10 protein-coding genes are annotated in these 12,903 nt (G+C 70.3%); 4 read left to right on the plus strand and 6 right to left on the minus strand.

Features of this window, described 5'->3' with window-relative positions; all coding sequences use genetic code 11:
* A complete protein-coding gene (locus C4T78_RS17295) occupies positions 1-789 on the minus strand; it encodes an IclR family transcriptional regulator (RefSeq protein WP_093348813.1) in 789 nt (262 codons plus the stop codon).
* Between the two features lie 157 nt (positions 790-946).
* Here C4T78_RS17295 and ileS point away from each other — a divergent pair, with 157 nt between their 5' ends.
* Complete coding sequence (gene ileS, locus C4T78_RS17300; RefSeq protein WP_093350011.1) at positions 947-4,087, plus strand: isoleucine--tRNA ligase; 3,141 nt, start codon at positions 947-949, stop codon at positions 4,085-4,087.
* A 366-nt stretch (positions 4,088-4,453) separates the two neighbouring features.
* Here the strand turns inward: ileS and C4T78_RS17305 are convergent, their stop codons facing one another.
* The 3 genes from C4T78_RS17305 to C4T78_RS17315 all read right to left on the minus strand — a co-directional run bounded on the left by C4T78_RS17305 (position 4,454) and on the right by C4T78_RS17315 (position 7,813).
* Complete coding sequence (locus tag C4T78_RS17305; RefSeq protein WP_093348816.1) at positions 4,454-5,260, minus strand: S1 family peptidase; 807 nt, start codon at positions 5,258-5,260, stop codon at positions 4,454-4,456.
* Between the two features lie 638 nt (positions 5,261-5,898).
* Positions 5,899-6,558: a response regulator gene (locus C4T78_RS17310; protein ID WP_093348818.1), complete on the minus strand. Its 660-nt coding sequence runs from the start codon at positions 6,556-6,558 to the stop codon at positions 5,899-5,901.
* On the minus strand, positions 6,551-7,813 hold the full coding sequence (locus tag C4T78_RS17315) for a sensor histidine kinase (RefSeq protein ID WP_093350013.1): 1,263 nt from the start codon (positions 7,811-7,813) through the stop codon (positions 6,551-6,553). The genes C4T78_RS17310 and C4T78_RS17315 overlap by 8 nt, the downstream gene beginning before the upstream one ends.
* Before the next feature lie 209 nt (positions 7,814-8,022).
* Between C4T78_RS17315 and C4T78_RS17320 the strand changes: the two genes are divergently transcribed.
* The 3 genes from C4T78_RS17320 (at position 8,023) to C4T78_RS17330 (ending at position 11,582) form a co-directional block, all read left to right on the plus strand.
* On the plus strand, positions 8,023-9,483 hold the full coding sequence (locus C4T78_RS17320; protein WP_235863207.1) for an ArnT family glycosyltransferase: 1,461 nt from the start codon (positions 8,023-8,025) through the stop codon (positions 9,481-9,483).
* Positions 9,484-9,576: 93 nt separating this feature from the next.
* On the plus strand, positions 9,577-10,083 hold the full coding sequence (locus tag C4T78_RS17325) for a PH domain-containing protein (protein ID WP_235863220.1): 507 nt from the start codon (positions 9,577-9,579) through the stop codon (positions 10,081-10,083).
* Entirely contained in the window at positions 10,080-11,582 is a 1,503-nt protein-coding gene (locus C4T78_RS17330) for a PH domain-containing protein (RefSeq protein WP_093348826.1), read from the plus strand. Before C4T78_RS17325 ends, C4T78_RS17330 begins: the two co-directional genes overlap by 4 nt.
* Before the next feature lie 100 nt (positions 11,583-11,682).
* Here C4T78_RS17330 and C4T78_RS17335 read toward each other — a convergent pair whose 3' ends face one another.
* Positions 11,683-11,877, minus strand: coding sequence for a DUF397 domain-containing protein (locus C4T78_RS17335; RefSeq protein ID WP_093348828.1), 195 nt, complete (start codon positions 11,875-11,877; stop codon positions 11,683-11,685).
* Positions 11,878-11,880: 3 nt separating this feature from the next.
* A complete protein-coding gene (locus C4T78_RS17340; RefSeq protein ID WP_309599282.1) occupies positions 11,881-12,729 on the minus strand; it encodes a helix-turn-helix domain-containing protein in 849 nt (282 codons plus the stop codon).
* Between the last annotated feature and the right edge of the window lie 174 nt (positions 12,730-12,903).

Consider the following 12,903-nt stretch of genomic DNA (forward strand, 5'->3'; position numbering starts at 1 on the left):
TCAGCGGCGCAGCTGCTGCTCGATCGCGTCGACCACCTCGGCCAGCGGCACCCGCGTCTCCTCGGTCCAGTTCGGGCCGCAGCGCGGCGTCGGCGCCGAGACCGACAGGGCCGCCACGACGTCACCGGAGTGGTCGCGGATCGGCATCGCCACGCAGCGGCAGCCGATGATGTACTCCTCGTCGTCGGCCGCGTAGCCGCGCGCCCGCGCCTCCTGCACCTCGGCCAGCAGTTCGGGCAGCTCGCGCACCGTGTTCGCGGTGAAGCTCTCCAGCTCCACGCCCTCGTAGCGGCGCGCCAGCTCGTCCTGCGGGAGCCCGGTCAGCAGCGCCTTGCCCAGCCCGACCGCGTGCGCGGGCAGCCGCATGCCCACCGCCGACACCAGCTTCATCGGCTGGGGCGACTCGGCGATGGCGATGTAGACGTTCTCGGTGCCGTCCAGCCTGGACAGCTGCACCGTCTCCCCGGTCCGCTGCGCGAGCCGGTCCATCAGCGGCAGCGCCAGGCCCACGATGTCGCGGTGCCCGGTGTAGCCCTGCCCGACCGTCCACGCCTTGAGCCCGAGCCCGTAGGTGCGGGTGGTCGGGTCGAACTCGGCGAAGCCGCGGTGCACCAGCGTGCCGAGCAGGCCGTGCACGCTGGACAGCGGGAGCCGCAGCGTCTCGGCGATGTCGCTGAGCCGGTGTCGTCCCCGGGAGAGCAGTTCCAGGATGACCAGCGCACGATCGGCGGACTTGACCACGTTGGGCCCGCTGCCCGCTGGTTCGGCCGTGGCGGGTTCCGACTTCACCCGACTTCCTCCTGCTCCGTTCCGGCCGCATCGGCTGCTGCGGCCTACTGAACAGTACAGCGGGCGCGCGAACCCCGCGCAGCTCCTCCGAATCGTCCACAGTGGATAGCCGGTCGCTCGTGATGTCGGCGCGCCCGAGCGGTGTGAGCATATGGGCATGGCGCAGCCCGGTTCACCGTTCCGCCCGCTCGAACCGTCGATCGACCTGCCCGCGATGGAACGCCGGCTCATCGAGCGGTGGCGCGCGGACGAGGTGTTCGAACGCAGCCTGGCGCAGACCGCGAACGGTCCGCGCTGGGTGTGCTACGAGGGCCCGCCCACCGCCAACGGACAGCCCGGCGCGCACCACGTCGAGGCGCGGGTGTTCAAGGACGTCTTCCCGCGGTTCAAGACGATGAAGGGCTGCCACGTGCCGCGGCGCGGCGGCTGGGACTGCCACGGGCTGCCCGTGGAGCTGGCCGTCGAGCAGGAGCTGGGCATCAGCGGCAAGCCCGACATCGAGCGGATCGGCATCGCCGAGTTCAACGCGCGCTGCCGCGCCTCCGTGCAGCGCTACGTCGGCGAGTTCGAGGCGGTCACCCGGCGGATGGGCTACTGGATCGATCTGTCCACCGCCTACTGGACGATGTCGCCGGACTACGTCGACAGCGTGTGGTGGGCGCTGAAGCGGATCTTCGAGGCCGGTCTGCTCGTCGAGGACTACCGGGTGGCCCCGTACTGCCCGCGCGACCAGACGACGCTGTCCGATCACGAGGTCGCCCAGGGCTACGAACCCGCGCACGACCCGTCGGCGTTCGTGCGCTTCCCGGTGGACGGGCCGCTGGCCGGGCACCGCGGCGTCGACCTGCTGATCTGGACGACCACGCCGTGGACGCTGGTGTCCAACACCGCGGTCGCGGTGCACCCGGCGGTGGACTACCAGGTGGTGCGCACCGTCGAGGGCACCTTCGTGGTGGCCGAACCGCTGGTCGAGGCGGTGCTCGGCACCGGCGGCGAGGTGCTCGCGACCGTGCCGGGCACCGCGCTGGCGGGCGTGCGCTACCGCCGCCCGTTCGAGCTGGTGGACATCCCGGACGCGCACTTCGTGGTGCTCGCCGAGTACGTCTCCACCGAGGACGGCACCGGGCTGGTGCACCAGGCTCCGGCGTTCGGCGCCGACGACCTCGCGGTCTGCCGGGAGCACGGGCTGCCGGTGGTCAACCCGGTCGGGACCGACGGCCGGTTCGCCGCCGAAGTCGGCCTGGTCGGCGGGATGTTCTTCAAGGACGCCGACGCGGTGCTGGTCGAAGACCTCCAGCACCGCGAACTCCTGTTGCGCTACAACACCTTCGAACACCAGTACCCGCACTGCTGGCGCTGCCACACGCCGCTGATGTACTACGCGCAGCTGTCCTGGTACGTCCGGACGACCGCGATCCGCGACGCGCTGCAGCGCGAGAACGAGCGCACCAACTGGTATCCCGAGCACGTCAAGCACGGCCGCTACGGGGACTGGCTGGCCAACAACGTGGACTGGGCGCTGTCCCGGACGCGCTACTGGGGCACGCCGCTGCCGCTGTGGCGCTGCCCGGACGGCCACATCACGCCGATCGGCTCCCGCGCCGAGCTCGGCGAGCGCACCGGCCAGGACCTCGCCGCGCTCGACCCGCACCGCCCGTACCTCGACGAGATCGAATTCCCCTGCGCCTGCGGGAAATCCGCCGCCCGCGTGCCCGAGGTGATCGACGCCTGGTTCGACTCCGGCTCGATGCCCTTCGCCCAGCTCGGCTACCCGCACCGCACGGGCAGCGTCGCCGAACTGGCCCGCAGCTACCCGGCGCAGTACATCTGCGAGGCCATCGACCAGACCCGCGGCTGGTTCTACACGCTGATGGCCATCGGCACCCTGCTGTTCGACCGCTCCGCGTACGAGAACGTCGTGTGCCTCGGGCACATCATGGCCGAGGACGGCCGCAAGATGAGCAAGCACCTGGGCAACGTGCTGGAACCGCTGCCGCTGATGGAGGAGCACGGCGCGGACGCGCTGCGGTGGTTCATGCTCTGCACCGGTTCGCCGTGGTCGGCACGGCGGATCGGCCACGCCGCACTGCGCGAGATCGTCCGCAAGGTGCTGCTGACCTGCTGGAACACCGCATCGTTCTTCAGCCGCTACGCCGCGCTGGTGGACTGGATCCCGGCCGACGCCGATCCGCCCGAGCAGCGCCCGGTGCTCGATCGCTGGGTGCTGGCCCAGGTCCACCGGCTGGCCGCCGAAGTGGACGCGCGACTGGAGGACTACGACACGGCGGCGGCCGGCCGGGCGCTGGCGGCATTCGTCGACGACCTGTCGAACTGGTACGTGCGCCGCTCGCGGCAGCGCTTCTGGGACGGCGACCGCAACGCGCTGACCACGCTCCACGCCTGCCTGGACGTGCTCACCCGGCTGCTCGCGCCGTTCGTGCCGTTCATCGCCGAGCAGATCTGGCAGGATGTCGTCCGCCCGGGCATCCCGGGCGCGCCGGACTCGGTGCACCTGGCGAGCTGGCCGCGCGCCGACCTCCGGCTGGTCGACGAACGCCTGCTGTCCGAAGTGGACATCGAGCGGCAGCTGGCGGAAGCGGGTCGCGCCGCCCGGAAGAGCAGCGGGATCAAGGTGCGGCAGCCGCTCGGGCGAGCGCTCGTCAGCCCGGACCTGCCGCCGGAACTGCTCGCCGACCTGGCCGACGAGCTCAACGTGCGCCGCGTCGAACCGCTGGCATCGGCGGGCGAGGTGCTGGAGGTGTCGGTCAAGCCGAACTTCCGCGCGCTGGGCAAGCGGTTCGGCAACCGCACCCAGCAAGCGGCGGCAGCGGTCACCGCCGCCGATCCCGCCGAGCTGGCCCGCGCCCTGCGCGCCGGCACCGCGACGATCGAGGTGGACGGCCGGACCGAGCCGCTGACCGGCGAAGACGTCTTCCGCACCGAGGTGCCGCGAACCGGCTGGACGGTCGAGTCGCAGCACGAGGTCACGATCGCGCTGGACACCGAGATCACGCCGGAACTGGCACGGGCGGGCCTGGCACGCGAGGTGATCCGCTTCGTCCAGGACTGCCGCAAGCAGGACGGCCTCGACATCACCGACCGGATCACCCTCCGCTGGCGAGCGACCGGCGAGCTCCGCGAAGCGCTCCGCCACCACGCCGAAGAGATCGCCACCGCGGTCCTAGCGGTGGACATCGCCGAAACACCGACCCCCGCCCCAAACCCAACCGAACACACCGAACACACCGACCCAACCCTGAACCTGACGATCTGGCTCCACCCACAACCCCGAACCTGACAACCCGACCCCACCCACACTCCGAACCACACGACCCAACCCCATCCACAACCCCCGAAGACCCGCGCGCCGGTCCCTGCCCACCCGCGCCCGGTCTACCTACCGCAATTTCAATGGAAATCAGCGGTGCAATTTCAATGGAAGTTGCGCACCCCGTCGGTGTGTCGGGATCCCGACACACCGACACCTGCGGGCAACTCACCCCCGGGTGGGTGAACGAACGCAATTTCAATGGAAATCAGACGTCTGATTTCCATTGAAATTGCACCCTCCCGGCACGCGCGGAGCGGCGGGGTGTCCTCTTCGGACGGTGGGACGCGGAAGGGCCGCGGGCAGGACGCCCGCGGCCCTTCGGCAGCGCTTCGGTCAGCGGGTGGCCGAACCGATCTGCTCCTGGATCTCGGCGTGGTAGGCGCCGACGCGGGCGTAGACGCCGGGCTTGCCCGGACGGGCGCAGCCCTCACCCCACGAGGTGACACCGATCAGCTTGTTGTCCACCACCAGCGGGCCACCGGAGTCGCCCTGGCAGGAGTCGATGCCGCCCTCCGGCACACCGGCGCAGACCATCGAGTCCGGGCTGTACTCGCCGTAGGCGCCGGAGCAGGTCTCGTCCGAGGTCACCGGCACGGTGGCCTTCTGCAGGTTGTCGGCCTGCTGGCCGCCCTCGCTGGTGTTGCCCCAGCCGAGGATGGTCGCCTGCGAGTCCGGCGCGTAGCCCGGGTCGTCGGCGGTGGCGAGCTCGATCGGGGCCTCCTGGACCGGGGCCTCCAGGGTGAGCACCGAGACGTCGTAGCCCTGGGTGGCGTCGGTGTACTGCGGGTGCACCCAGACGTCGGTGACCTTCGAGGTGGTGCCCTCGCTGGAGCTCATCACCGTGCGGCCGCTGACCACGTTGATGTCGGCCGGCTGCGAGCCGTCGGTGCAGTGCGCGGCGGTGAGCACCTTGTTCGGGGCCACCAGCGAGCCACCGCAGAACTGCTGGCCGCTCGGGGTGACCAGCGCGACGGTGAACGGGTGGTCGGCGATGTCGGCGTCCTCGCCACCGACGATGTACGGGTTGACGTCCGCCGGCTGCGCGGGCTGGGCCTGCGCGACGGAAGCCGCGGAAAGGGCTGCGACGGCGATCGCGGTGACCCCGGCGAACCGGGCCAGGCGACGTGGGGCATCGACCATCGTGTTCTCCTCGTGTCCGAAATCGGCCGCTGCCAACCGAACCCGGTGGCCTGCCTTCCACCGACCGGTTACGCACAGCGACTATTCGATCGAACAATATCGACGTCGACGCCGACCGGGAAAGCACCGGAATTTGCCGTTTTAACCAGTACAGCAGGACATTTCCCCAGTTCAGCAGCTGGACAACGCGGCAGAACCGGCTAGTCAAGCCCCGTTTCCGATGCCCTGCGACCAGAATCGGCGACCGCTCCCGCCGCCCTTCGGCCGACGTCGCCGAATCGGACACCGGCCAACGCGATTCGTCCGTCAGGAGTTCAGCGCGGAGCTCCCCGCCGCGGCCGTTCGGAGCATTCGCCGCGCGGAGAAGCGTCCCCGGCGCACCCCGAACTGCGCCGGGGACACCCCAACCGCGGCCGGACCCCTCCGACCGGTGGCGCCATCGATCCCCGAACCGATGGCCGACACGCTCCAAGGCCCCGACCGCCCTGTGCGGAGCGTGCTGCCTCTGGTGTATCTGATCCCCGGTGGAATATTCCAGGGCCAATCGGTGGAGCTTGCCTGGTTGATCGTTCAATCTCTCGGACGAGCCCGCCGCCAGCTGCCGGGGCAACACGGCCGCCTGCAGCTGAAGATCCAGCTCAGCGCGGGACCAGCCCGGCGTCGTAGGCGAGCAGCCCGGCCTGCAGCCGGTTCGAGCAGGACAGCTTCACCAGCAACCGGGACACGTAGCTCTTGACCGTCGCCTCCGACAGGTACAGCCGTTCGGCGATCTGCGCGTTCGACAGCCCCTGCCCCAGGCAGGTCAGCACGTCGACCTCGCGCTCGGTCAGGTCCCGCGCCAGCTCGACGGCCCGCTGCCGCGAGCTCTGCTCGTCCGCCGACGCCGCCACCAGCCGCTTCCGCGCCTCCTCCGAGAGCACGGTGTGCCCGTCGGCGGCCACCCGCACCAGGCCGATGAGGTCGCCCGGCGGCGTCGACTTGACCAGGAACCCGGCCGCTCCGGCGCGCAGCGCGCGCAGCACGTACTTGTCCGCGTCGAAGGTGGTCAGCGCGACCACGGCAGGCGGATCGGGCAGCTTGCAGATGCGCTCGATGCCGGTCAGCCCGTCCACGCCGGGCATCCGCAGGTCCATCAGCACCACGTGCGGCCGGTGCCGCACCACCGCCTCGACGGCCGCCGCGCCGTCCTGCGCGTCGTCGACGACCTCGATGTCGTCGGCCGAACCGAGGATGGTGCGCAGGTGCGCGCAGACCATCGGCTCGTCGTCGACCACCACGACCCGGATCGGCTCACTCATCGCCGCCCGCCTCCCCAGTTGGCACGTACGCCGGGAGTATCACATCGACCTCGAACCCGCCGTCGGCGGCGGGCCCGGCCCGGAACGTGCCGCCGACCAGCTCGACGCGCTGCTGCAGCCCGAGCAGCCCGGCGCCGGAACCGCTGTCCGCCAGGTCCCGCGCTGCCCGGTCCGGCGACCGCGTGTTGCGGACGACCAGCCGCAACCGGTCGTCGCTGTGCAGCAGGCGCACGCTCACCCGGGAGCCGAACGCGTGCTTGTGCACGTTGGTCAGCGCTTCCTGCACCACGCGGTAGGCGGTGCGCCCGACCGCGGCGGAGACCATCCGCGGATCACCGTCCACGGTGTACTCGACCGGTATCCCGACCGCTTCGGACTGCCCGATCAGCTCGGCGAGGTCGGGCAGGTCCGTCGGTGGCGTGGTGTCGGGGCGGGCGTCCTGCTCCGACGAGCCGCGCCGCAGCACGCCGACCAGGTCCCGCAGCTCCTCCAGCGCTTCGCAGCCGCTGGTGCGCAGTTCCTCGGCGGCCTGGCGGATCGCCGGGTCCTCCGCCGCCACGCCCAGCGCTCCGGCCTGCAGCACCATGAGGCTCACCCGATGCGTGACCACGTCGTGCATCTCGGTGGCCAGGCGGGTCCGCTCGTCCGCCCGGGCCTGCTCGGCCAGCAGCTCCTTCTCCCGCTCGGCGCGCTCGGCGCGCTCCCGCAGCGCTCCCACCAGCCTCCGGCGCGCGCTCACGTAGAGCCCGAGGACCGCCGGGAAGACCGTCCAGAGCACGCCCGCGACGATGGCATCGCTGGACAGGTCGTCCCACGGGCGGACGCTGATCAGCGCGGTGATGCTGATCAGGTCCCAGGCGAAGAACTTCCACTTGCGGCCCGTGGTGTAGACGACGGCGGCGTAGACCGCCCACGGCGTGTTCCCGGGCAGCCACGGGTCGGAGGCCTGGTTGATGAACAGCACCGGGCCCGGCCCGAACTCGATCATCAGCGGCTGGACGACCGCCAGCACCGCGACCATCGACATGAGCACCATCGGGTAGCGCCGCCGGGCCAGCAGCGCCAGGTCCATGATCCACATGAGGGCGTCGTTGAGCCAGAGCCCGCCGATCCAGTCGTACGCCCCTGGCGGGGTGTCGGAGGGGTACATCACGAGCAACACGCGGCCGAGCAGAATCAGCCCGAGCACGAGCGCCACGTCGAACGCGGCCTCCCGCTTGGTGTTCCACAGCAGCCGCCACAGCGGGCGGTTCACCCGGAACACGGTAGACAACGACGCGCGGGGGTTCGGCGGAAAACCATACGGTCGGCGATCGGGCCTAGACGAAAGTTGCACCGGGTCGAATCGATCACCGACTTTCGGATCCGGCACGCGCTACCAAGCGCCGTGTTGATCAAGGGCGGACCGGGGCTTGAATTGGTGCAAGCTTCCCGATCGCCTTTGGGGGAATCATGGAATCCGCTGTGCTCGCAGCACGAACCCGGCCGCCTGCCGGGCCTTGGCTGCGGCCGCTGGCCAAGTGGCCGGTGTTCACCATCGCCGGCCTGGTCGCCGTCGTGCACGTCGTGATGAGCGCGCTCGGAGACTTCTGGATCGACGAGGTCTACATGCTCGCGGCCGGCAAGTACCACCCGGACTGGGGCTACGTCGACCAGCCGCCGATCGCGCCGCTGCTCGCCGCCGCGATGGACTGGATCGCACCGGGCTCGATGGTCGTGCTGCGGCTGCCCGCGGTGCTGGCGACGACCGCCGGCGTCGTGATGTTCGCGCTGCTCGCCCGGGAATTCGGCGGTGACCGCCGAGCGCAGGTGCTGGCCGCCGGTGCGGGCGCGACCGGGATGTGGGCCGCGCTGGTCGGGCACTGGGTCACCCCGTACACCTTCGAACCGCTGCAGTGGCTGGTGCTCAGCTGGCTGCTGGTCCGCTGGGTCCGGCTGCGCGAGCAGGGCGCCGCCGACGACCGGCTGCTGCTGGCGTTCGGGCTGGTGCTCGGCATCGCCCTGCAGACCAAGTTCCAGGTGGGAATCCTGTGCGTGGCGCTGCTGATCAGCGTGCTGCTGGTGGGCCCGCGCGACATCCTGCGCCGGCCGATGTTCTGGGGCGGCGTCGGCATCGCGCTGGTCATCGCGGCTCCCACGTTGCTGTGGCAGGCCTTCAACGGCTGGCCGCAGCTGCAGATGGGCGCGATCGTGGCGGAAGAGTCCCCGATGCTGTCCGGCGGTCGCAGCGGCACCGCGGTCAGCCTCGTGCTGTTCGCGGGAGTCGCCGGTGGAGCGCTGTTCCTGATCGGGCTGTGGAAGCTGTTCCGCTCCGCCGAGCTGCGGCCGTACCGGTTCTTCGCGGTCACCTCGCTGCTGCTCTACGGCTTCTTCGTCGCCACCGCCGCCCGGCCGTACTACCTGCTCGGGATGTACGGCGTGGTGATCGCGGCCGGGCTGCTGGGGCTGCAGCGCCGCCGGGAGGCCAAGCCGTCCCGCTGGGGGTGGACGGCATGGCTCCCCTACCTCGCCTCCGTCGCGCTGGTGAGCCAGACGCTGTGGCTTTCCACCTCGATGACGAGCATGTTCGGCATGCCGAGCGCCGATGTGCTCGCCCGCGACACCTCGATCGCGTTCACCGCGCTGCCACCGCAGCAGCAGGAGCGCACGGCGGTGATCGGTGACAGCTACATCTCCGCGGCGATGGTGGAGGTCGGCCGGGAGAAGTACGACCTCCCGGAGGTCTACAGCCCGCACCGGGGCTACGGCTACTTCGGACCACCCGGTGATCAGGTCGACTCGGTGCTGCTCGTCGGGGACGTGGAGGACGCGCGGGAGCACTTCACCGAGGTGCGGCAGGTTCACGCGGGCACCGTCCCGATCTGGCTGTGCACCGGCAGGATCGGTGCCTGGGACCAGATCTGGCCGCGACTGCAATCGCTGTAGGAGGACGCCGTGGCTTCCCACATGACCACGAACAGCCCGTCCGGCCTGCGAGAATGGCGTCCGGATCCAGCCGACCGCAGGAAGGGACCGACAGTGGCCGACGAGAGCACCGTCCGGATACGGCTCCGCCCACCGCGGCACCGCGTGGAGCGCCGCGCGATCGGCTGGTGGACGACGCAGGCGCTGGCGCTGGTCGTCCCGGTGCTGATCGCGCTGGCCGCGACCGCGGTGTTCATCCCGCCCGCGCGCTTCTGGCTGGTGCTGGCGCTCGTGGTGGTCGCCGTGCTCAGCGTGCCCTACGTGCTGGTCATGCCGCAGTGGCGGTACCGGGTGCACCGATGGGAGATCACCGATGACGCGGTCTACACGGCGGCGGGCTGGCTGCGCCAGGAGTGGCGGATCGCGCCGATGTCGCGCATCCAGACCGTCGACACCGTGCGGGGCCCCCTGCAGCAGCTGTTCAACCTCTCCAGCGTCACCGTGACCACGGCTTCGGCCGCGGGTCCGCTGTCGATCGACGGGTTGGACCGGGCGACCGCGCAGGCGGTGGTCGAGCAGCTGACCGCCACCACCCAGGCCACGCCGGGAGACGCGACATGAGCACCGTGATCGACGGGCAGTGGCGCCGCCAGGATCCCAAGGCGATCGCCTCCTACACCATCCTGGTGCTGGCGCCGATGGTGCCGACCATCGGGCTCATGGTCATCTCCGGCACCAGCCTCTGGGTGATGCTGACCACCGCCGGGCTGTGGGCCGCCGGTGCGGCGGTGCTCGCCGGGCTGATGGGCGTCGGCTGGTGGTTCACCTGGTACCGGATCACCGCGGAGCGCTTCGAGATGCGCACGGGTGCCATCACCCGGAGCCACCGCTCGATCCCGCGCGACCGGATCCGCAGCGTCGACCTCACCGCCAACGTGGCGCACCGCGTATTCGGCGTCACCGCGGTCAAGGTGAGCACCGGAGGACAGGGCGGCGACAGCAGCGAGCTGAAGCTCGACGCGCTCACCAAGGAGCACGCCGACTCGCTGCGCCAGGAGCTGCTCTTCGGCGATTCGTCCACTGTGGCCGGTTTCGAGGCGCCGGAGCAGGAGGACTCCAGCACGCTCGCCCGGCTCAACCCGGGATGGCTGGGCTACTCCGCGCTGTCGGTGTCGCTGATCCTGATCGTCTGGGGCGCGATCGCCTCGGCGTTCGGGTCCTTCCGCGAGCTGCTGCTGTCGGCCGGTGTCTTCACCGCCGTCGGCGAGACGGTGCGGACGACGGCGCTGTGGCTGGTGATCGCGATCGGTGCCGGCTCGGCCCTGGTGGTCGGCGTGCTCGGCGCCTTCGCGCTATCGCTGGAGATGTGGTGGGGATTCCGGCTGAGCCGCGACCGCGGGGACACCCTGCAGGTCAAGCGCGGCCTGCTCACCACGCGATCGATCTCGCTGGAGGAACGGCGGCTGCGCGGCGTCGAGGTGGTCGAGCCCCTGCTGCTGCGGTGGTTCGGCGGCGCCCGGCTCAACGCCGTGGCCACCGGCCTCAAGCAGAAGAAGGAGGAGAACCAGCCGGACAACAAGACGCTGATGCCGCCGGCGCCCCGCGCCGCGGTGCAGCGGGCCTCGGCAGCGGTGCTGCGCGAGTCGCGGCCACCGGCGGAGGTCCCGCTGCGCAGGCACCCGCGCGCGGCGCTGCGGCGGCGGATCAACTGGGCGCTGATGTGCACCGCACCGATCGTCGTCGCGGCGGTCGTGACGTTGGTGTTCGACTGGGTTCCGCTGCCGCTGGCGCTCGTCGTGATCGCGGTCGCCCTCCTGGCGTTCCTGGGCTTCGCGGTGGACGCCTACCGCAACCTCGGCCACGCGCTGACCGACCAGTACCTGGTCGCCCGCAACGGCAGCGGGATCCGGCGCACCGTCGTCCTGCAGCGCGACGGGGTGATCGGCTGGAAGCTGAGCCGCACGTTCTTCCAGCGTCGAGCGGGCCTGATGACGGTCGGCGCGACGACCGCGGCGGGCAGCAGCCTCTACGAGGTGCACGACGTGGAGGAGTCGGAGGGCTTGGTGCTGGCCCACGAAGCGCTTCCCGGACTGCTCGCGCCATTCGTGGAACGGCGCTGAAGCGCCTCGCGCGGCGGTGCCACTCGCACCGCCGCGCAAAACGAGGCTGAAAAGCACAGAGAGCGCGCAACCCGCCGGTCGCGCACTCACGGAACGTGCGTCAAAGAACGTCGAAGCTGCCCTGCTTGAGTCCGCTGACGAACTCGTGCCAGCGCTGTACGGCGACGGTGATCTGCCCTGCGGCCCGGTTCTTGGTGTCGCGCACTCCGACGCAGTCACCTCCGAAACCGACCTCCACGCACTGGCCCTGGCCTTGGGTCCGCGTGCTGGTGCGCCAGTCGGTGATATTCGCCATCTTCTACAACTCTCCTATGCGTTGTTGCATTAGTTCGACGGAACCGTCCGGATCTACCGCGTGCGCGCGTAAATGGTCCATCATCGTGACGTAGTTCGACAGCTCTATCTCACGTTCGAGGTAGAGCCCGCCTACGTGGGTTTCCAGGTAGACCACGTCCGGATCGATGTGGTTGGAGTAGCGCAGGATGACGAACGGCCCGGCCTGCGCCGGGTGGGCACCCGCATCCAGCGGCATCACCTGCAGCGTCACGTGCGGCAGCTGCACCAGCTTCAGCAGGTGTTCCAGCTGCCTGCGCAGCACACCGGGCCCACCGACCCGCCTGCGCAGGGCGGCTTCTCCCACCACCGCCCACAACTCCAGCGGGTTCTCCCCCACCACCCGCTGCTGGCGCTGGATGCGCAGATCGACCCGCCGGCTGATCTCCGACTCATCCGCGCGAATGAGTGTCGCCTTCGTGATCGCGTGCGCGTATTCACGTGTCTGGAGCAATCCCGGGATTGCTTCGGCCTCGTAGGTGTGAATGGAGGACGCTTCTGCCTCCAAACCCACGTAGGTCTCGTACCACTCGGGCAGGACATCGCTGTAGGAATGCCACCAACCCCGTTTGCGGGCATCGCGGGCCAGGTTGATCAACTGGTCCCGCTCGCACCCCTCGACCCCGTAGAAGTCCAGCAACGCCGAGACGTCGCCGACCGAGGGCGAGCGCTTGGCGGTCTCGAACCGCCCGATCTTCGCTTGCGTGCAGCCGAGGTGCCCGGCCGCCTGCTGCTGGGTGACCTCCGCTTGTGCCCGCAGTCGCCGCAGCTCGGCAGCAAGGCGGCGGCGACGCACCGTGGGACTGACTGTCATGATTCCCATCCTGCCCGGATGTCCACACTGCGTCACCACCCCATCACCCTTACGACATCCGGTTCTCCGGCCCGCCCCGGCTGTTCCGGTGGGGCCCCGATGCACATCGGATACTGCTCGAAGATGGTTACGGTTCTCCCCCTGAACGAGTCAGCATCGCCAGGATGGAGTACA

Origin of the sequence: Saccharopolyspora kobensis, assembly GCF_900108315.1 — a bacterium.
Taxonomy (GTDB): Bacteria; Actinomycetota; Actinomycetes; order Mycobacteriales; family Pseudonocardiaceae; genus Saccharopolyspora; species Saccharopolyspora kobensis.

Excerpts from the sequence above, each read along its gene's own strand:
- C4T78_RS17340 (WP_309599282.1), bottom strand. The coding sequence starts at position 12,729 with ATGACAGTCAGTCCCACGGTGCGTCGCCGCCGCCTTGCTGCCGAGCTG.
- C4T78_RS17330 (WP_093348826.1), top strand. The coding sequence starts at position 10,080 with ATGAGCACCGTGATCGACGGGCAGTGGCGCCGCCAGGATCCCAAGGCG.
- C4T78_RS17310 (WP_093348818.1), bottom strand. The coding sequence starts at position 6,558 with ATGAGTGAGCCGATCCGGGTCGTGGTGGTCGACGACGAGCCGATGGTC.
- C4T78_RS17335 (WP_093348828.1), bottom strand. The coding sequence starts at position 11,877 with ATGGCGAATATCACCGACTGGCGCACCAGCACGCGGACCCAAGGCCAG.
- C4T78_RS17305 (WP_093348816.1), bottom strand. The coding sequence starts at position 5,260 with ATGGTCGATGCCCCACGTCGCCTGGCCCGGTTCGCCGGGGTCACCGCG.
- ileS (WP_093350011.1), top strand. The coding sequence starts at position 947 with ATGGCGCAGCCCGGTTCACCGTTCCGCCCGCTCGAACCGTCGATCGAC.